General features: G+C 73.2%; 17 protein-coding genes. 3 read left to right on the plus strand and 14 right to left on the minus strand.

Features of this window, described 5'->3' with window-relative positions; translation table 11 throughout:
* Positions 1–44 precede the first annotated feature (44 nt).
* The 8 genes from ACFYE1_RS12670 to ACFYE1_RS12705 form a co-directional block, all read right to left on the minus strand.
* Complete coding sequence (locus ACFYE1_RS12670; RefSeq protein ID WP_387743263.1) at positions 45–1,043, minus strand: FKBP-type peptidyl-prolyl cis-trans isomerase; 999 nt, start codon at positions 1,041–1,043, stop codon at positions 45–47.
* A gap of 124 nt (positions 1,044–1,167) precedes the next feature.
* On the minus strand, positions 1,168–2,613 hold the full coding sequence (pafA, locus tag ACFYE1_RS12675; RefSeq protein ID WP_387743265.1) for a Pup--protein ligase: 1,446 nt from the start codon (positions 2,611–2,613) through the stop codon (positions 1,168–1,170).
* Positions 2,614–2,618: 5 nt separating this feature from the next.
* Complete coding sequence (locus tag ACFYE1_RS12680) at positions 2,619–2,822, minus strand: ubiquitin-like protein Pup (protein WP_387743267.1); 204 nt, start codon at positions 2,820–2,822, stop codon at positions 2,619–2,621.
* A 35-nt stretch (positions 2,823–2,857) separates the two neighbouring features.
* The gene (dop, locus tag ACFYE1_RS12685) at positions 2,858–4,495 is read right to left on the minus strand and encodes a depupylase/deamidase Dop (protein ID WP_387743269.1); all 1,638 of its coding nucleotides are present in this window, start codon (positions 4,493–4,495) and stop codon (positions 2,858–2,860) included.
* Positions 4,492–6,309 carry a proteasome ATPase gene (gene arc / locus ACFYE1_RS12690; protein WP_387743271.1) on the minus strand — a complete coding sequence of 606 codons (1,818 nt, stop codon included), beginning with the start codon at positions 6,307–6,309 and terminating at the stop codon, positions 4,492–4,494. Before arc ends, dop begins: the two co-directional genes overlap by 4 nt.
* On the minus strand, positions 6,306–7,430 hold the full coding sequence (locus ACFYE1_RS12695; RefSeq protein WP_387743273.1) for a tRNA (adenine-N1)-methyltransferase: 1,125 nt from the start codon (positions 7,428–7,430) through the stop codon (positions 6,306–6,308). Before ACFYE1_RS12695 ends, arc begins: the two co-directional genes overlap by 4 nt.
* Positions 7,431–7,562: 132 nt before the next feature.
* Positions 7,563–8,696, minus strand: a complete 1,134-nt coding sequence (locus ACFYE1_RS12700; RefSeq protein WP_387743274.1) for a site-2 protease family protein — start codon at positions 8,694–8,696, stop codon at positions 7,563–7,565.
* Positions 8,693–9,403: an HAD family hydrolase gene (locus ACFYE1_RS12705; RefSeq protein ID WP_387743276.1), complete on the minus strand. Its 711-nt coding sequence runs from the start codon at positions 9,401–9,403 to the stop codon at positions 8,693–8,695. Before ACFYE1_RS12705 ends, ACFYE1_RS12700 begins: the two co-directional genes overlap by 4 nt.
* A 75-nt stretch (positions 9,404–9,478) precedes the next feature.
* Between ACFYE1_RS12705 and ACFYE1_RS12710 the strand changes: the two genes are divergently transcribed.
* Complete coding sequence (locus ACFYE1_RS12710) at positions 9,479–10,387, plus strand: PAC2 family protein (RefSeq protein ID WP_387743278.1); 909 nt, start codon at positions 9,479–9,481, stop codon at positions 10,385–10,387.
* A gap of 96 nt (positions 10,388–10,483) precedes the next feature.
* Here ACFYE1_RS12710 and mshC read toward each other — a convergent pair whose 3' ends face one another.
* From mshC to ACFYE1_RS12725, 3 genes are all read right to left on the minus strand, one after another.
* Positions 10,484–11,767 (minus strand): cysteine--1-D-myo-inosityl 2-amino-2-deoxy-alpha-D-glucopyranoside ligase, encoded by a 1,284-nt coding sequence (mshC, locus tag ACFYE1_RS12715; RefSeq protein WP_387743280.1) that lies wholly within the window; start codon positions 11,765–11,767, stop codon positions 10,484–10,486.
* Between the two features lie 98 nt (positions 11,768–11,865).
* Positions 11,866–12,696 (minus strand): undecaprenyl-diphosphate phosphatase, encoded by an 831-nt coding sequence (locus ACFYE1_RS12720; protein ID WP_387743281.1) that lies wholly within the window; start codon positions 12,694–12,696, stop codon positions 11,866–11,868.
* A gap of 109 nt (positions 12,697–12,805) precedes the next feature.
* A complete protein-coding gene (locus tag ACFYE1_RS12725) occupies positions 12,806–13,153 on the minus strand; it encodes a primosomal protein (RefSeq protein WP_387743283.1) in 348 nt (115 codons plus the stop codon).
* A 40-nt stretch (positions 13,154–13,193) separates the two neighbouring features.
* Between ACFYE1_RS12725 and ACFYE1_RS12730 the strand changes: the two genes are divergently transcribed.
* Positions 13,194–13,427 carry a DUF5703 family protein gene (locus ACFYE1_RS12730; RefSeq protein ID WP_387743285.1) on the plus strand — a complete coding sequence of 78 codons (234 nt, stop codon included), beginning with the start codon at positions 13,194–13,196 and terminating at the stop codon, positions 13,425–13,427.
* A 27-nt stretch (positions 13,428–13,454) separates the two neighbouring features.
* On the opposite strand, the gene ACFYE1_RS12735 is transcribed toward ACFYE1_RS12730, so the two are convergent.
* The 3 genes from ACFYE1_RS12735 to ACFYE1_RS12745 form a co-directional block, all read right to left on the minus strand.
* Positions 13,455–14,681, minus strand: a complete 1,227-nt coding sequence (locus ACFYE1_RS12735) for an acyl-CoA dehydrogenase family protein (protein ID WP_387743287.1) — start codon at positions 14,679–14,681, stop codon at positions 13,455–13,457.
* Positions 14,682–14,784: 103 nt separating this feature from the next.
* Positions 14,785–16,119 (minus strand): M20/M25/M40 family metallo-hydrolase, encoded by a 1,335-nt coding sequence (locus tag ACFYE1_RS12740; RefSeq protein WP_387743289.1) that lies wholly within the window; start codon positions 16,117–16,119, stop codon positions 14,785–14,787.
* Between the two features lie 38 nt (positions 16,120–16,157).
* Positions 16,158–16,589 carry a hypothetical protein gene (locus tag ACFYE1_RS12745; protein WP_387743291.1) on the minus strand — a complete coding sequence of 144 codons (432 nt, stop codon included), beginning with the start codon at positions 16,587–16,589 and terminating at the stop codon, positions 16,158–16,160.
* Between the two features lie 457 nt (positions 16,590–17,046).
* Here ACFYE1_RS12745 and ACFYE1_RS12750 point away from each other — a divergent pair, with 457 nt between their 5' ends.
* Positions 17,047–18,225, plus strand: coding sequence for a CAP domain-containing protein (locus ACFYE1_RS12750; RefSeq protein ID WP_387743293.1), 1,179 nt, complete (start codon positions 17,047–17,049; stop codon positions 18,223–18,225).
* Positions 18,226–18,591: the final 366 nt, after the last annotated feature.

Below are 18,591 nucleotides of genomic sequence, written 5' to 3' on the forward strand. Positions count from 1 at the left end.
GCTGGGGCCTCGGGCCCCACCGGGCCACCATAGCCGACCGGGGGCTACTCCTCGGTCGCGGAGGGGGACGGCGAGGCGGAGGACTCGTCCCCGGTCGCGGAGGGCGACGGCGAGGCGGAGGGCTCGTCCTCGGCCGGCGCCTCGGGGGTGTCCACGGCCGCCAGGATGTCGACGACGAAGAGCAGGCTTCCGGCCGGGTAGTCGGAGTCCTCGCCCAGATCCTTCTCCGTGCCGTAGGCCTGGCCGACGGGCACGGACAGGATGACGCGGGACCCTTCCTTCTTGCCCTCGAGCCCCTCCTGCCAGCCCTCGATGACGTTGTCGAGCGGGAAGGACGCGGGGGCGCCGTTCTCGTAGGAGGAGTCGAAGGTCTCGCCGTCGGACCACTTCACGCCCACGTAGTGCGCGATGACGGTGTCGCCCTCGGCGACCTCCTTGCCGTCACCCTCGATGAGGTACTCGGAGACGAGCTTCTTCGGCGCGTCCCCCTCGGGCTCCGCCACGGCCGGCACGCCCTCGTCGTTCTCGGTGACCTCCGGCAGGTCCCGGGGGCTGTCCTGCATGTCGCCCTCGATCTCGGTGGGGATCTTCCGGACGACCTCGTAGACCTCCACGGAGGTGGACTCGTCGCCGGCGGCCCCGGCGGTCTCCGGGGAGGAGTACGCGATGATGGCGCCCTGCTTGGCGCCCACGAGCGCCTCGTACATCTCCGGGATCGACTCCTGGAGGCCCTGCTCGAGCTGGAGCACCTGGCCGGCGCCGCGGGAGTAGGTCTCGCCGATGGAGGTGCCGTCGGAGCCCTTGAAGAGCGCCGCCTGCAGCAGGATCGTGTCGCCCTCGGCGAGCTCCTCCCCGTCGCCCTCGCGCAGCTCCTTGGCGCCGGCCTCCTCGGCGTTGAGCGGGGTCTCGAACGTGACCGACGGGGCCGTGCCCGGCTCCGGTTCGTTGTTGAGCTCCACGGAGTCGACGCCGGGCCCGGAGCAGCCCGTGAGGACGAGCGCCAGGGTCAGGGCGGCACCGGAGGTGGTCAGGGTCTTTCGCACAGGATTCTTCCTCAGGGGTCGGGCCGGTTGGGGTAGGGCGGATCGGGCCGGGACGGCGGCCAGCCTAGTGCAGGGCGCTGGGCGTTGACTGGACGGGGAGCGCCCTGCGGTCCCCGGCGCGGCGTCAGACAACAGGGGCGTCCCCGTGGGCGCGCCCCGCGGCGCCGCGCTCGCCGAGGGCGGCCACCAGGGCGTCGGCCTCTGGGTTCGCCACGGCGAACGGGTCCTTGCACAGCACCGCGCGCTGGCCGCGGTCGTTGACCTTCAGGTGCACCCAGTCGACGGTGTAGTGGTGCCCGGACGCGAGCACGGCGTCGATGAAGCGGCCGCGGACGGCGGCCCGAGTGGCGGGCGGGGTGCGGGCGGCCTCCTGGACCCGCTCGCCGGGAACGAAGGTCGCGGCCCGTCCCCGGCGCTGCAGGAGGTTGAACAGTCCCCGCTCCGGGGCGGTGTCGTGGTAGGCGAGGTCCAGCTGCGCCATCCGGGGCGCCGCGAGGTCCAGGCCGTCACGGGCGGCGTAGCCGTCGAGGAGCTTCTTCTTGATCGCCCAGTCGATCTCGGTGTCGATCGCGGAGGCGTCCTGGCGGGCCACGGCGTCCAGGGTCCGCTCCCACAGGTCGAGCACCCATGGCACCTGATCGTGGTGGGCGCCCTCGCGGTCCACGAAGCGGCGCACGGCCTCCAGGTGCTCGTGCTGCAGGTCCAGGGCGGAGCGGCGGGTGCCGTCGGCGAGCAGGACCGGCCGGGTGCCGGTCAGGTCGTGCGAGACCTCCCGCAGGGACCGGACCGGGTCCACCATGGTGCGGTCGGGCAGGATCTGCCCCGCCTCGATCATCCGCAGCACGAGGTCGGTGGTCCCGATCCGCAGCGCGGTGGTGGTCTGGGACATCGTCGAGTCGCCCACGATGACGTGCAGCCGGCGGTAGTGCTCGGCGTCGGCGTGCGGTTCGTCCCGGGTGTTGATGAGGGGCCGGGAGCGCGTCGTGGCCGAGGACGAGCCCTCCCAGATGTGGTCGGCGCGCTGGGAGAAGGAGTAGCTGGGCGTCCCGGCGTCGTCCCCCAACCGGACGGCGCCGAAGTCCTCGGGGCCCGCGGGGTGCACCTTGCCGGCGCCGACGAGCAGCTGGCGGGTGACGAGGAACGGGATGAGGATCTGCACGAGCCGGGCGAACTCGGTGCGCCGGGCGATCAGGTAGTTCTCGTGGGAGCCGTAGGAGTTGCCGCGCGAGTCCACGTTGTTCTTGAACAGGTACAGCTGCCCGGCCGTCCCCTGCTCCCCCAGGGCGTCCTGGGCCTGCCGCCGGAGGTCGTCGACGATCAGCTCGCCGGCCTTGTCCTGGGCGACGAGGTCCTCGAGCGTGGCGCACTCCGCGGTGGCGTACTCGGGGTGGGAGCCGACGTCCAGGTAGAGGCGTCCGCCGTTGGGCAGGAACACGTTCGAGGACCGGCCCCACGCCACGACGGGGCGGAAGAGGGTGCGCGCGGCCTCCTCCGGGCTGAGCGGGCGGGCGCCCGGGGCGCTGTGGGTGAGGCCGAACTCGGTCTCGACCCCGTAGATCCTGCGGTCCATGGGGGCTACTGGCCGCCCTTCTGGACGAAGCCCTTCACGAACTCCTCGGCGTTGGACTCGAGCACGCCGTCGATCTCGGCGAGCAGGTCGTCGGCGCTGCCGGTGCTGGTCCGGGCCTGGGCCGCGCCGGCGGCGGGGGCGCCGGGCTCGGGGAGCTCGGTCTCGTCGCGGCGCTGGGCGCCGGTGCCGAAGATGCGTTCCTGGGCCATGGCGGGGTCCTCCTGGGGTGTGGTGGTCGGGGTGCTCAGCCGAGGGAGCCGGTGTGCACGAGGGCGGGTCGGGCCGTGGCGAGGGCACGGACGAGGTGCTCGGCGTCGGGCGCCGCGGACAGCAGGGGGTCGACGTCCTCGCGGGTCAGCTCGAGGGGCTCGGGCATCGTGATCCGCGCGCCGCGGCGGACGCCGGGCAGGGTGAGCGAGAGCGAGTCCCAGTTGGCCGTGAGCACGTCGTCGGGGAAGCGGGCCACCACCCGGCCCCGGAACCACGCCCGGGTGTCGGCGGGAGGCAGGCCCGCCGCGCGCTCGACCTCCTCGGCGGAGAAGAGGGTGCGCATCCGGCCGGTCGCGACCAACCGGTGGTGCAGCCCCTTCTCCGGGCGCACGTCCGCGTACTGCAGGTCGATCAGCGTCAGGCGCGGATCGTCCCAGTCAAGACCGTCGCGCTCCCGGTAGCCCAGCAGCAGGGCGTGCTTGGCGACCCAGTCCAGGCGGTCCGCCAGGCAGAGGGGGTCGGTCTCGAGGGCGTCGAGGACCTCTGCCCACAGGTCGAGCACCTCGCGGGTGTCCGGGTCGGGGCCCCCGGTCGCGTCCTCGTGCGCCCGGGCGGCCTCGAGGTAGAGCCGCTGCAGCTGGACGCCCGTGAGCTGCCGGCCGTCCCGGAGCGGGACGGTGGTGGTCAGTCCCGGGTCGTGGCTGATCGCCTGCAGGGCGGCCACGGGGTCGGCGAGGGCGAGGTCGGGGGCGGCGCCGGCCTCGATCAGGCCGAGGACCAGGGAGGTGGTGCCGAACTTCAGCAGGCTCGAGGTGTGGGAGAGGTTGGCGTCACCGATGATGACGTGCAGGCGCCGGTGGTGGGTGCGGTCGGCGTGGGGCTCGTCGCGGGTGTTGACGACGGGCCGGTGGATGGTGGTCTCGAGGCCGACCTCGCGCTCGAAGAAGTCGGCGCGCTGGCTGATCTGGAAGCCCGGGCGCCCGCCGCGGTCGCCGAGGCCGACGCGACCGGCGCCGCACACGACCTGGCGGGAGGCGAAGAAGGGCAGCAGGCCGGCGGCGAGGGCGGCGAAGGGCACGGCGCGGGGCACGAGGTAGTTCTCGTGGGCGCCGTAGGAGACGGACTTGTTGTCGGTGTTGTTCTTGTACAGGTTCACCACGTCGAGACCGGTCGTGGCGGCGCCGGCGGCGATCGCCCGGACCGCGTCGAGGGCGACCCGGTCCCCGGCGGCGTCCCAGAGGACGGCGTCGCGGGGGGTGGTGACCTCCGGGGAGGAGTACTCGGGGTGCGAGTGGTCCACGTAGAGGCGCGCACCGTTGGGCAGGACGGTGTTCATCACGACCTGCCGCCGGTCCAGGGACTCCGCGCGGGCCCCGGTCTCCCGGAGGGCCTCGGCGGCGACCTCCTCGGCGGTGAGCACGGGCGCGACGTCGGTGAGCTGCGAGGGATCGGCCTGCTCGCGGGGGACGGTGAAGCCGCGGGCGTCCTGGAGGGGGCTCTCGCCGTGGTAGTCCCAGCCGGCGGCGGCGCCGGACGCACCGAGACGGCGCCGCACGAGAGCGGCGTAGGTGGTGACCACCTGGCTGGAGAGCACGGTGGCGTTGGCGTGGGGGTTGCCGGCGGCGAGCACGCCGAACTCGGTCTCGGCGCCCATGACGCGGCGGACGCTCACGCGGGCCCCTCCCCCGGGACGGGTGCGGTCGGCGACGGTGCGCTCAGGGGCCGGCCGGCCGGCGCGGAGGCGTGGCGCTCGCCGGGCCCGGCCGGGTGCGGGTCGCGGTGCAGGACCACGCGCAGGTCCGTGATGGTGTCGCCGCGGCGCCCCGAGATGCGGGCCCAGTCCTCCGGGTTGGAGGTGTTGGGCAGGTCCTGCTGCTCGTGGAACTCCTCGTCCACCGCGCGGACCAGGTGGTCGCGGGCCAGGCCGCGGACCCCGGTGGTGAGCAGGTCCTTGATGGCCTGCTTCTTGGCCCGGTCCACCACGTTGCGGATGACCGCCCCGGAGGTGAAGTCGCTGAAGTAGAGGGTCTCCTCGGTGCCGTCCCGGTAGCTCAGGTGCAGGAACCGGGTGCCGGGGCTCTTCTCGTACATCCGGGCGACGGCGGCGTCCACGAGGGCGGCGACGGCCCCGGCGCGGGAGCCGGCGGCGTCGACCTCGTCCAGCCGCAGCGGCAGGTCCTCGGTCACGTAGAGCCGGAGGATCTCGGCGGCGCCCGCGGCGTCGGGTCGGTCGATGCGGATCTTCACGTCGAGCCGGCCCGGGCGCAGCACCGCGGGGTCGATCATGTCCTCGCGGTTGGTGGCGCCGATGACGATGACGTTGTCGAGACGCTCCACGCCGTCGATCTCGGTGAGCAGCTGCGGGACGATGGTGGTCTCCACGTCCGAGGACAGGCCGGAGCCGCGGGTGCGGAACAGGGAGTCCATCTCGTCGAAGAACACGACCACGGGGATGCCGCGGGCCGCCTGCTCACGGGCGCGCAGGAAGATGGAGCGGATCTGCCGCTCGGTCTCCCCCACGTACTTGTCCAGCAGCTCGGGGCCCTTGATGTTGAGGAAGTAGCCCAGGGCCTTCCCGCGCCCGGCGCGGTCCGCGGCGCGCTCGGCGAGGGAGCGGGCGACGGCCTTCGCGATGAGGGTCTTGCCGTTGCCGGGGGGCCCGTAGAGCAGGATGCCCTTGGGCGGGGTGAGCCCGTGCTCGCGGTAGAGCTCGGGGTGGACGAAGGGCAGCTCGACGGCGTCGCGGATCTGCTCGATCTGGGGGCCGAGGCCGCCGATGTCGTCGTAGGAGACGGCGGGGACCTCCTCGAGGACGAGCTGCTCGACGTCGGAGCGCTCGATGGGTTCGAGGGCGAAGCCGGTGCGGTGGTCGATGGACACGGCGTCGCCGATCTCGGGGCGGTGTCGGCGCAGGCGCCCGGAGAGAAGGAGCACCCGCTCCTCGTCCGAGCGTCCCACGGTGAGGACGCGGTCGTGGTCGACGATCTCCTTGACGGTGGCGATCTCGCCGGTCTGCTCGTAGTCGAGGACGGCGCCGACGGTGTAGTTCTGGTCGAGGAGGACCTGGCGGCCGGGCTCGCAGGCGGCGAAGCTCACGAGCGGGCTCAGCGCCACGCGCATCCGGCGTCCGGCGACCAGGACGTCGAGCGTGCGGTCGGTGACGGCGGGCCCGGTGCCCGTCTGCTCGCCGACGGGGGCGCGGCCGGGGTTGACCTGCAGGACGGTGCCCTGGCTCAGGGGCGGGACGAGGTCGTTCTCGAGGGCGCGCTTGAGCTGTGCGATCTCGGTGCGGGTGGCGTCGAGGAGCCGGACGAGCTTCTGGTTCTGGGTCCCGGCGGCGGCGAGCTGCTTGTCGAGGGCGCGCTTCTGGTCGCGCAGGATGTTGACCTGCCGCTGGGCGTTGGTCAGGGCCCGGCGGGTCTGCTCGGCGTCCGCCGGTCCGGGGCCGGACGGTCCCGTGGTCTGCTGGGGGGAGGAATCGTTCACGGTCGCTCCTCGTGGGGCTGCTCGGCCTCGGGACCCGCTGTCGGGTCCGGTACCGGTCCCGGCGCGGGCGTCGCTCCGGGGGCGTCGGCGGGGGCGGTCGCGCGGGCGGCGCGCTCGGCCAGGCCGAGGGCCTCGCGGCCGGCGCGGCGCAGCTTCTTGCCGGTGACGTCCCGCTCGCCGAGGGCCACCGGGGTCCAGGCCTGGAGGTCCTCCTCGCTGTACTCGGACTTGGAGGCCCGTCGCTTGGGGGCCAGCCGCTCGGAGCCGTCGGCCAGCCGGCGGGCGGAGAGCAGGAAGCCGGTGTGGGCGACCATGCGGTGGTCGGGGCGCACGGCCAGACCCTCGACGTGCCAGCCGCGGACCATGGTCTCGGAGGCGTCGGGCTCGGTGAAGCGGCCGTGGGCGCGCATCGCCTCGGCGGTGCGGGAGAGCTGGGTGACGGTCGCGACGTAGCACATGACCACCCCGCCGGGGGCGAGCGCCGTGGCCACGGCGTCGAGGCACTCCCAGGGCGCGAGCATGTCGAGGACCACGCGGTCCACGGAGCCGGGCTCCTCGTGCTCGCCGAGCTCCTCGGCGAGGTCCCCGATGCTGATCCGCCAGGCGGGGTGGGGGCCGCCGAACATGGTCTCCACGTTGCCGCGGGCGATGTCGGCGAACTCCGCCCGCCGCTCGAAGGAGTGCAGGCGGCCCTCGTCGCCCACCGCGCGCAGCAGGGAGATGGACAGGGCGCCGGAGCCGACGCCGGCCTCGACCACGCGGGCGCCCGGGAAGATGTCGGCCATCGTGACGATCTGGCCGGCGTCCTTGGGGTAGACCACCGCGGCGCCGCGCGGCATGGACAGCACGAAGTCCTTGAGCAGCGGGCGCAGGGCCTGGTAGCGGAACCCGGCGGAGTTCACGACCACGGTGCCCTCCGGGCGGCCGATGAGCTCGCCGTGGCTGAGCACCCCGCGGTGGGAGTGGAACTCGCCGTCGTCCGCGAGCGTGACCGTGTTCATCCGCCCGCGCTCGTCGGTCAGCTGCACACGCTCCCCGGCCCGGAAGGGGCCGCGCCGGTTGGCGGCGCCCCGCGGGGACGCGGGTGAGGGTGCGGTGGTCTGGTCAGCGGTTCCGGTCATCGGCTCACTCTCGGGGCGGGGCATGGCGTGGTCGGGTCGTGCGGGGGCCGGCGGTCGAGCCGCCGGCCGGAGGTCTCCCCCATTGTGTCATCGTGGTGCGGGGTGCCGCCGCCGGGGCGGGGGCGGCGGGGATCAGCCGGCGAGCAGTCCCTCGAGGGCGGCGGTGCGCAGCACGCCCACGAGGGCGCCGTCGGGTCCGGTCACCACGTAGTGGGGGTACTCCCGGGCCGCGACGGCCCGCAGCAGCGACTCCTCGCGCAGCCCGGCGTCGAGCACGGCGTCGGGCGGCAGGTGCTGCAGCACGGACGTCAGCGGGGTCTCCGCGCGCCGGGCCGCGGGCACGGCGTCGGCCGTGGCCGGCAGGAGCAGGCCCACCACCTGACGGTCCGGGGAGACGGCCAGCACGTGCGGGACCGCGTCGCCCGGGCCGGTGGCGCGAGCGAGGTGGTCGGCCACCACCCGGTCGGTGTGGGCCAGGGAGGCGTTCGCGGGCACCGCCACGGCGGGTTCGGCCAGCGCGGCGGCGCTGACGCCGTGCACGCGGGACAGGACGGCCGCCCCGCGCAGGGAGGCGCCGGCGCCCTGCCACATGAAGCCGGCGATGAGGACGACGAGCACGAGGGCGACGGGCTGGCGCCACAGGCCGGTGACCGCGGCCCCGGCCACGAGGCCCGCGGCGAGCAGCCGGCCCGTCCAGGCCGCCACGACCGTGCCGTAGTGCTCCCGGCCGGTGGCCGCCCAGACCAGGGCCTCCACCACGCGGCCGCCGTCCAGAGGCAGGCCGGGGAGCACGTTGAAGACGCCTACGATGAGGTTCGCCCACGTGGTGAGGTCGAGCAGCACCCAGCCCAGCGCGGGGGACGGCTCGCCGGTGCGCAGCAGCGTCCAGCCGGCCAGGCCGAGCGCGAGGTTGACGGCGGGTCCGGCCAGCGAGACCGTGGCGGAGGCCAGCGGGGTGCTGCGCACGTCCCCGAAATGGGTGTGGCCGCCGAGCAGGCTGAGCACGATCCGGCCCGTGGGCCAGCCGAAGGCCCGCCCCGTCCAGGCGTGCGCCAGCTCGTGCAGCAGCACGGACAGGGCCAGGGTCAGGGCGAAGCCGAGGGAGGCGGCGTAGTTCAGCGCGCCCAGCCGGGGGTAGGCCTCCATGAGCACGGGGGTGTAGAGGAGCACGGTGACCGCGGCGATCACGAACCACGACCAGGAGAGGGTGACGGGGACACCGCCGATCCGGCCCAGGGGGATGCCCTCGCGGCGGGTCCTGCTCACGCGCGGGCCCCGGCCACGAGGCGCCCGAGGTCCTCGGGGCCCACGCCGGCGAGGGTCGGCAGCACGAGGTCGGCGCCGGCGTCGTCGAGCGGGACCATGTTGGGCACGCCCACGGTGAAGATCCCCGCGCCGATCGCGGAACGGATGCCCGTGTGGGAGTCCTCGACGGCGACCATGCCGGCGAGCTCCAGGGGCCGGCCGGCGCGCTCGGAGAGGCCGGCGGCGCCGATCCGGTACGGGTCGGGGGCCGGCTTCGCCGGGTGGCCGAGGTCGCCGGTGACGACGACGTCGAAGACCTCCGGGCCGCCGAAGGCGTCGAGGACGACCTCGGCCAGGGGGGCCTCGCTGCTGGTGACCAGGGCCAGGGGCACACCGCGCTCGCGCAGGGCGGTGACGAGCTCCGGCGCCCCCTCCTTGTACACGACCCGTTGCCGGGTGCGGGCCGCGACCCGGGCGAGGAGCCGGTCCACGATCTCGCGGACGCTCAGGCGCACCCCCTGGCGCTGGAACACGGCGGCGGCGTCCTCGAGGCCGGTGCCGACCATGGCCAGGGCGTCGGCCTCGGTCCAGGTCCCCCCGTGGGAGCGGACCAGCTCGATCTCGGCCTCGATCCAGTACGGCTCGGTGTCCACGAGGGTCCCGTCCATGTCGAACAGCACGGCGGTGGGCAGGCGGGCGTCGGGGGACGCGGAGGGGAGACGGGACATGGCCTCCATCGTAGTGTCCGCAACACGGAGCTCCTCGTGCCGGGGCCACTTGCCGTCGATGCCCCGGCGCGTAGTGTGGGTTCTGTGAGCAACAACTTCGACGAGACGTTCTCCCGCCCCCAGGCGGGACCGTTCGGCGTGGTCCGCGAGGACGGTGACCAGGAGCGGGTGACCGTGCTGGTGGCCGCGTTCGAGGGGTGGAACGACGCCGGGGACGCCGCCACGGACGCCGTGCAGTTCCTGGCCGGCCACTACGGGGCAAAGGACGTCTTCGAGGTGACCTCGGACGACTACTACGACTACCAGTTCTCCCGGCCCATCGTGCGCCGCGGGGCGACGGGCGACGTGAAGATCGTCTGGCCCACGACCCGGCTCTCCACCGCCACCGTGCCCGGCACCAACCTCGACCTCGTGCTGCTGCACGGGTGGGAGCCCTCCTACCGGTGGCGCTCCTTCACCGCGGAGCTGCTCGAGCAGGCGACCCTGCTCGACGTCGACTTCGTGGTGATGGTCGGGGCGCTGCTCGCGGACGTGCCGCACACCCGGCCGATCCCGGTGACCAAGACCTCCGACACCGCCGAGCTCCAGGAGGAGCTGGGCATCGACTCCTCCCAGTACGAGGGCCCCACCGGGATCGTGGGGCTGCTCTCCCACATGGCCTCCCTGGGCGGGTTCCCCACCGTCAGCCTGTGGGCGGCGGTGCCCCACTACGTGGCGCAGTCCCCCTCCCCGAAGGCCGAGCTGGCCCTGCTCCGGGAGCTCGAGGAGCTGCTCAGCATCACGCTGCCGCTGGATCCCATCGCCGAGGACGCCGAGGCGTGGGAGCGCGGGGTCAACGAGCTGGCCTCCGACGATCCCGAGATCGCCGCCTACGTCCAGCAGCTCGAGGAGGCCAAGGACACCACGGACCTGCCCGAGGCCACCGGGGACGCGATCGCCAAGGAGTTCGAGCGCTACCTGCGCCGCCGCCGCGACGAGAAGTGAGTGCGGCCGGCACCCGGCAGCGGGCGGCGAAGGGGCGGCACCCGGGAACGGGTGCCGCCCCTTCGCCGTCTCACCGGACCGGGCCCGCCGGCGGCGTCAGAGCTCGATCCCGAGCCGGGCGTCCACGAGGTCCCGGACCAGGCGGGCGTCCGCCTCGCAGGGTCCCGGGGTGCCGCGGGTCAGGGCGTCGGCGGCCCACGCGTCCAGGGCCGCCAGCGCCGTGGGGGCGTCCAGGTCGTCGGCCAGGGCGGTGCGCACGGCCTCCAGCAGCGGTGCCGCGCTGCCCTCCGGGGCGACGGCCAGGGCGCGGCGCCACGCGTCCACGCGGGCGACGGCGCCGGCCAGCACCAGGTCGGTCCAGTACCAGTCCTCGGTGTAGCGGTGGGCGAGGATCGCGGTGCGGATCACGGCGGGGTCCACCCCCTGGGCCCGGAGCGCGGACACGAGCACGAGGTTGCCCTTGGACTTGGACATCTTCTCCCCGTCGAGCCCGACCATCCCGGTGTGCAGGAAGTGCTGGGCCATGGGCCGCCCGGTCAGCGCCCAGCAGTGGCCCGCGCCCATCTCGTGGTGCGGGAAGACGAGGTCCGAGCCGCCGCCCTGGACGGTGAACGGGGCGGGCAGGTGCTCGAGGGCGATGAGCGAGCACTCGATGTGCCAGCCCGGGCGCCCCGAGCCCAGCGACGCGCCGTCCCAGGCGGGCTCACCGGGGCGCTCTGCGCGCCACAGCAGCGGATCCAGCCGGTGCCGCTTGCCCGGGCGCTCGGGGTCCCCGCCGCGCTCGGCGAACAGCGGCAGCATCTGCTCGGGCGTCAGGTGGGAGACGTCGCCGAGCACCCACGCGTCCTCGTCGTCGGTGGGCAGTGCGCCCGCGGCCTCCACGTCGAAGTAGACGTCCCCGTCCGGCTCCCCCTCCGGGCCCGGGACCCGGTAGGCGAGGTCGCGCGCCACGAGGCCCTCGACGGCGGGGACGATCCAGCCGACGGCCTCGGTCGCGCCCACGTAGTGCTGGGGCGGGAGGACGTTGAGCGCGCTCATGTCGGTGCGGAACAGCTCGGTCTGCCCGGCGGCCAGCTCCTGCCAGTCCACGCCGGTGGCCTGGGCCCGCTCGAGCAGGGGGTCGTCCACGTCGGTGACGTTCTGCACGTAGTCCACCGCGGTCCCCGCGTCCAGCCAGGCGCGGTGCAGGAGGTCGAAGGCCACGTACGTGGCGGCGTGGCCCATGTGGGTGGCGTCGTACGGGGTGATCCCGCACACGTAGAGACTGGCCCGCTCCTGCCGGGGCAGCTCCACCCGCCGCCGCAGCCGGGTGTCCTGCACGACGGGCAGGGCCGCCTCGCCGGGGAGGTCGGGAACGGGTCGGGCGGACCAGGCTTTCATGCTCACCTCGGGTGGTTCGGGGATCGGACGACGGCCGCGGGGCCTCACCCAACCTACCGGACCGGCCGTCACGCCCCGATCCCGGGGTGACGCAGGGCTCAGGCGCTGATGACACCCAGGCCCAGGAGGACGAAGATGGCCAGGCCCAGCGCGATGCGGTACCACACGAAGATCGTGTAGCTGCGGTTGGAGATGTAGTGCATGAACCAGCCGATGATCACGTACGCCACCACGAACGCGATGCCCGTGGCCACGAACGTCTCCGTCATGCCGTAGGGCCCCGCCTGCGGCTGCCCCACGGACTGCGCCAGCTTGTACAGCCCCGAGGCGAACACCGCCGGGATGGCCAGCAGGAACGCGTAGCGCGCGGCGGCCTCGCGCGTGTAGCCCATCAGCAGACCGGCTGTGATCGTGCCGCCGGACCGGGAGACCCCCGGGATCAGGGCCAGCGCCTGGGCCAGCCCGAAGAGCACGCCGTGCTTGACGGTGAGGTCGTCCAGGTGACGGGCCTGCCGGCCCACCCGGTCCGCCACGGCCAGGATCACGCCGAAGACCACCAGCATCGTGGCCGTGATCCACAGCGACCGGAACTCCGTGTCGATGTAGTCCTCCAGCAGCAGCCCGAGCACGCCGATGGGCAGGGAGCCCAGGATGATCAGCCACCCCATCCGGGCGTCGGGGTCCGAGCGCTCCACCCGGCCCACCAGGGACAGGGTCCACTGCTTGAGGATCCGGACGATGTCCCGCCAGAAGTAGATGATCACGGCGGTCTCGGTGCCCAGCTGCGTGATGGCCGTGAACGCGGCCCCGGGGTCGGCGCTGTTGGGCAGGAGCTCCCCCACGATGCGCAGGTGCGCCGAGGAGGACACCGGGAGGAACTCGGTCAGGCCCTGGACGAGGCCGAGAATGATGGTTTCGATCCAATTCACCCGGCCACCCTACGGCACCGTCCGCCCCGTCCACGGCTGGACAGGCCCGGACAGCAGCAGGAACGGCCCGCCGTGCGGGCCGTTCCTGGACGCGGTGCGGGTAGCGGGGCTAGCGGGTGGAGCGCGCCCCGTCCGTGTCGTCGAGATCCTCGTAGTCCTCCTCATCGACGAGGTCCTCGTCGAGCATCTCGTTGTCCTCCAGGAGCTCCTCGTCGTCGTCCGAGTCGTCATCGTCATCGTCGTCGTCGGACTCGTCCTCCGCGAAGACGGTCAGCGGGGTGACCTCGTCGTAGGCGTCGTAGAGCGCCTCCTCGTAGGCGTCGAAGGCGTCGGCGATGGCGATGTAGGCGCCGTCGACGGCGGGATCGTCGTCGCTGCGCCGGTTGGAGGCCGCGACGAGGTGTTCTTCGAAGGCGCTCACGAGCGCCTGCAACGCGGCACGAGGATCATTGCTCATGGAGTAGACGTTAGCGCTATTCCGTGCAGAATGGGGACCGATGAGAGAACAAGTCCGGACCAGCTCGGCGACCCTCACGAGGGACGCCGACCAGCGCTACGAGTACCTTCTGCTGACCGTGGCGCCGCACGAGCCGCTCGGTGATGCGCGGGCCCGGCTCAGCGAGCACGCCGAGTACGGCAAGTGGGAACTGACCCGTTCCGTCCTGCTCTACGGCGGCACCCGCAAGTACTGGCTGCGCCGCCGGGTGATGCGCGTGGAGCGCACCGCCTGAGCCCCGACGCCTCCCGGCCGACCGGGCTCAGCCCCCGACCGGGCCCAGCAGCGCCTTGGCCACGGCCGCGTGCACGGACTCGTTGTCGGAGGGGTGGTAGATCCCGGCGAGCACGTCCCGGTACAGCCGTTCCAGCTCCCGGCCCCGGGAGTACTGGGCCCCACCGGAGGTCCGCATCGCGAGGTCGACGACCTGACGGGCCGCCTCCGTGGCCCGGTGCTTGACCCCGGAGAACAGCAGGAACCAGCGGGGGCCGTGGTCCGGGGCGCCGGCGGTGCCGAGGGCGTCCACGTCCGCGGTCAGCCGGAGCAGCTGCAGCTCCACCCCGTCGCGCAGGAGCGCGGCCTCGGCGATCTGCCAGCGGACGTCGGGGTGCTCGGCACGAGGCGCTCCCCCGCCGCGGGAGCGCCTCGCGCCGGCGATCTCCACGGCCAGCTCCACCGCCCGGTCCGCGATCCCCGTGTAGACGGCGGCCAGCAGCAGCTCGAAGCAACCGAAGACGCCCCACACCACCGGGTCCGGATTTAGCCCCACCGGGGTGCGCGTGAGCACCTGCTCCGCGGGCATCGGCACCGAGCGCAGCACCGTGGTGCAGGACTGCGAGGCCCGCATGCCCATGGTGTCCCAGTCGTCGAGGACCTCGATGCCTTCCGCCGCCCGGTCGAGGAAGCCGAACACCAACGGGGTGCCGTCCTCGGCGTCGTCGCGGGCGTGGACGACCAGCCGGGTCCACACGGGTGAGAGCGAGGTGAAGATCTTCGTGCCGGTGATCCGGTAGCCGTCCTCGGCCGCCACCGCGGTGGTGGCGGAGTCGAGGAGCACGGAGTCGTTGCCGGCCTCGGAGATGCCGAAGGCGAAGATCTCCCCGGCGGCGGCCTGCTCGAAGATCCGGTCGGCCCGAGCGTCCCCGCGCAGGCGCAGGGTGTGCGCCACGCCCACCAGGACGTGGTGCATGTTGATGCCCAGCGCCGTGGCGGGCGCGGCCGCGGCGAGGCGCCGCTGCGCGGCGACCGCCTGCTGCAGCGTGAACCCGATGCCGCCCCGGTCCCGCGGCACCAGCATGAGCGGATAGCCGATGCGCACCAGGTCCGCGAAGTCCTCGTCGAAGAACCGGTTCTCCCGGTCGTAGCCGGCGGCGCGCGCGCGGAACGTCGCCAGCAGGTCGTCCGGGAGCAGGGTCTCGGGCACCAGGTTCTCGGCCGGTGCGGACTCGGGTGGTGCGGGCTCGGTCTCCGGACCGGTCGCGTCGTGCATCTCGCTCCTGTCGGGGGTCCTCCGGGGACGTGGGCGCCCGGGTGGTCGTGCGGGCCGGGCCGGCGCGGGGTCAGTACCGGATCAGTGGCGGGTCAGTACCGGATCAGTACTGGGTCAGCAGCCGGTGCAGCACGCGGGAGCCGAACTCCAAGGAGTCCGTGGGCACGCGCTCGTCCACGCCGTGGAACATGGCCGGGAAGTCCAGCTCGTCGGGCAGGCGCAGCGGCACGAATCCGTAGCCGGTGATCCCGAGCGGGTCCAGGGACTTGTTGTCCGTCCCGCCGGAGAGCATGTACGGCAGCACGACCGCCCCGGGGTCCTCGGCGTGCAGCGCGTCGACCATGGCGTCGACCACGGTCCCGGAGAACGGCACCTCGAGGGCGATGTCGTCCGACTCGAACTCGAAGGACACCCCGTCCCCGGCGAGCTCCGCGAGCTTCTCCAGCACCATCTCGCGCTGGCCGGGCAGGTAGCGCACGTCCAGCCCCGCCTGGGCCGACCCGGGAATGACGTTGACCTTGTAGCCCGCCTCGAGCATCGTCGGGTTCGCGGTGGTCTGCAGGGTCGCGCCCACGAACCTGGCCACCGAGCCGAGCTCGGCGAGCAGCCGCTGGGGGTTCTGGGGGTCGAACTCCACGCCCGTGAGCTCGGTGATCGAGTCGAGGAATGCTCGGGTGGTCTTGGTGAGCTCGATCGGCCACTGGTACTCGCCGATGTTGGCCAGCGCCCTCGAGAGCCGGGTGACCGGGTTGTCGTCGTTGATCTGCGAGCCGTGCCCTGCCGTTCCCTGCGCGTTGAGGCGCAGCCACATGAGGCCCTTCTCCGCCGTCTGCAGGAGGTAGGCCCGCCGGCCGCCGATGGTGGCCGAGTACCCGCCGACCTCGCTGATGGCGTCGGTGACACCGTCGAAGAGCCCGCGGTGGTGCTCCGCGATCCAGTGGGAGCCGTACACCATGCCGGCCTCCTCGTCGGCGAAGAAGCCGAAGACGATGTCCCGCCGCGGCCGTGCCCCGGTCCGCACCATGTGGCGCAGCACCGAGAGCATCATGGCGTCCATGTCCTTCATGTCCACGGCGCCGCGGCCCCAGATCATGCCGTCCCTGATCTCGCCCCCGAACGGGTCCACGGACCAGTCGGCGGCGATCGCGGGCACCACGTCGAGGTGGCCGTGCACGAGCAGGGCGTCGGCGGAGGGGTCGGTGCCCTCGAACCGGGCGAAGACGTTGGCCCGGCCGGGCGCGGACTCCAGGACGGTCGTCGAGAGACCGACCTCCTCGATCAGCCCGGCCACGTACTCGGCGGCCCGCCGCTCCCCCTTGGCGTCGCCGCTGCCGTAGTTGGAGGTGTCGATGCGGATGAGGTTGCGGCAGATCTCGACGGTCTCGCCCTCGGGCGACGCCGCGGCCGCCGCGGCGGGAACGGTCTGAGGATCGGTCATGGCGGTCCTTCCTGGGGTTCCTGGTGGGCGGATGGGGCTCAGCGGACGGCGGTGTCGCGGCCGGGGTAGCTCAGCAGCACGAGGCGTCCGGACTCCTCGACCACGACGACCTCCTCCGTGTCCTCAGGGGTGTCCCCGGGGGCGACCTCGAGCCGGTACCCGTCCGCGGTCTCTGCGGCCTCGCCCTGGACGGTGAGCGACTCGTAGCGGGAGGTGTCGGGGTGCCAGCGCTCGAGGTAGACGCTGCAGTACTGCGAGTTGCCCTCCATGGCCCGGTGCACGAAGTCGTGGGACAGCAGCTCGCAGGCGCCGTCCCAGTCGCGCTCGGCCATCGCGTCGACGAAGGCACGGGTGGTGCCCTCTGGGGTGTCGAGGTCGGGGCCGCACCCCGTCAGGACCACGGCGGCGAGGGCGAGGAAGAGCCGCGACGGGCCCTGGACGCCGGTGGCGCGGGTGGCGTGGACGGTCATCGGGCTCCTCTCCGGACGTGCCCTCCCAGCCTATCCTCACCCGCCCCGGACCCTTCGCCGCACGGGCGCCGCCGCGGGGCCACCCGCGGCGGCGAGGGCCCCGCGGCGCCGCCGGAGCCCGGGCACCGTCGGAACCCCGGAGCGGACGATCCGAAGGGTCGTGGAGCGAGAGGTCCGCACTGTCGCAGAGCGTGCTGCTCGACGGAGCGAGAACCGCTCACTATAACCGCGCGGTAACGGGCCGGTCGGCACATTCCGTGATGTTGCCGTTATTGTTCCGTGATAGACGAAACAATTTCACACATTTCCTATTTGCAATCGTGATTCCGTAGCCTTTCCGTGGGCGCCTTCCCCAGCCCAATCTGTCTCGTCGTCCGGCCGGACGGCGATAGCCCCCCGCCGCGCGGAACCCCCAACTTTTCCGTGCGTGCAGACAGACCAGGAAGCAGAAGCACCCATGGCGAAACACCGCTGCGCCCCCGCGCGCCGTCACGGCCGCGTGGCCGCTCTGGCCCTCTCCGCCGGCATCGGCGTCACCACCCTCGCCGGCACCTCCCTGCTGGCCGTTCCGGCGGCCCACGCCGCCGCCCAGGACATCGTCGCGGTGGATGCGGCCACCCGGCAGGCCGACGCCCAGCTGATCCTCGACGAGATCAACCGCTACCGGGAGTCCCTGGGCGTGAAGCCGCTGAAGTACTCCGCCACGCTGTCCCAGGTGGTGCAGAAGGAGTCCGACCGGCAGGTGGTCGAGGAGAAGTTCTCCCACAGCACCACCTTCCTCACCGACCCGCGGACCGGGTCCTGGACCAGCGCCAACGAGGTCATCGCCCTCGAGCACCACCGGGACGTGCGCGCGCTGGTGAAGTGGTGGAAGTCCTCGGCCGCCCACGACAAGGCGATCAAGGACCCGCGCCACGAGGTGATCGGCATCGGCCTCACCTACGCGGACGGCCGGCTCGAGAACACCGGGCAGGCCTGGCAGGTGCTCTCCACCGTCAACCTCTACGGGTACGCCAACGGTGGCGCGCCCGCGGACGCCTCGACGCGCGTGAACGGGGCCCCGGCCTACACCTACGAGACGTCGACGCCCGTCCAGACGCCGGCGGCCTACGGCGTGGCCGGTGCCATCGGCGCGAAGTACCACGCCCTGGGCGGCGCCGCGGTGGTCGGTCAACCCGTGACGGCGGAGCGCGGCGGGCTGCGCGCCGGAGGCGTCTATCAGGAGTTCTCCCTGAACGGGCGCAAGTCCACCCTCTACTGGAGCCCCGCCACGGGCGCCCACCGCGTCGAGAACACCACGTCCATCGGCCAGAAGTTCGTGGCCGCGGGACGGGAGAACGGCTACGGCTACCCGACCACGGAGGAGCGCCGGCTGGCCGACGGTTCCTCCTACCAGGTGTTCTCCCGTGACGGGGTCCTCACGAAGGTGCTGTGGACGCGCGCCCACGGCGCGCGCGCCGTGAAAGAGTCCAACCCGATCGGCCGCGCCTGGAAGGCCGCCGGCTTCGAACGGGGCTACGGCTACCCGGTCACCGACGAGATCCGCACCGGGACCACCGTCTACCAGCGCTTCTCCAACGGGTACAGGGTGAACTGGTCCCCGGCCACCGGTCAGGTGTGGGTCACCGGCTGGTGAGCGCGGTGCCCCGGGCCCGGACCCCCGGGGCACCGGCCGCGCACGGGTCTCAGTGCTCGAGCACGATCTTGCCGACGTGCCGGGGGCGGGCACGTCCTCGGGCTCGGGCCGGTCCAGGCCACCGGGGGGCGGAGGCGGCCGGCTGCTGCACGGGGGTCCTCCGGAGGGAGCGGGGTCGTCGGTCGCCGCCCACGATGACCGCCGCACCCACGCGTGTCATCAGCACGCTTTCCATTTTCGGGAGAGCGGATTAGGGTGCCCTTACCTGTGCGCCCCGGGTCGGCGAGCCCTCCGGCGGCGGCGGACCAGTGCAGTCGATGACGGAGGTCAGGATGTTCTTGCACCAGCAGAAGCTCCAGTACAACG

Source organism: Kocuria nitroreducens (assembly GCF_042879195.1).
GTDB classification, from domain to species: Bacteria; Actinomycetota; Actinomycetes; order Actinomycetales; family Micrococcaceae; genus Kocuria; species Kocuria nitroreducens.

Coding starts and splice junctions, on each gene's coding strand:
- mshC (WP_387743280.1), bottom strand. CDS start 11,767: ATGAAAGCCTGGTCCGCCCGACCCGTTCCCGACCTCCCCGGCGAGGCG.
- ACFYE1_RS12750 (WP_387743293.1), top strand. CDS start 17,047: ATGGCGAAACACCGCTGCGCCCCCGCGCGCCGTCACGGCCGCGTGGCC.
- ACFYE1_RS12745 (WP_387743291.1), bottom strand. CDS start 16,589: ATGACCGTCCACGCCACCCGCGCCACCGGCGTCCAGGGCCCGTCGCGG.
- ACFYE1_RS12740 (WP_387743289.1), bottom strand. CDS start 16,119: ATGACCGATCCTCAGACCGTTCCCGCCGCGGCGGCCGCGGCGTCGCCC.
- ACFYE1_RS12680 (WP_387743267.1), bottom strand. CDS start 2,822: ATGGCCCAGGAACGCATCTTCGGCACCGGCGCCCAGCGCCGCGACGAG.
- pafA (WP_387743265.1), bottom strand. CDS start 2,613: ATGGACCGCAGGATCTACGGGGTCGAGACCGAGTTCGGCCTCACCCAC.
- ACFYE1_RS12705 (WP_387743276.1), bottom strand. CDS start 9,403: ATGTCCCGTCTCCCCTCCGCGTCCCCCGACGCCCGCCTGCCCACCGCC.
- ACFYE1_RS12735 (WP_387743287.1), bottom strand. CDS start 14,681: ATGCACGACGCGACCGGTCCGGAGACCGAGCCCGCACCACCCGAGTCC.
- ACFYE1_RS12730 (WP_387743285.1), top strand. CDS start 13,194: ATGAGAGAACAAGTCCGGACCAGCTCGGCGACCCTCACGAGGGACGCC.
- ACFYE1_RS12725 (WP_387743283.1), bottom strand. CDS start 13,153: ATGAGCAATGATCCTCGTGCCGCGTTGCAGGCGCTCGTGAGCGCCTTC.
- ACFYE1_RS12695 (WP_387743273.1), bottom strand. CDS start 7,430: ATGACCGGAACCGCTGACCAGACCACCGCACCCTCACCCGCGTCCCCG.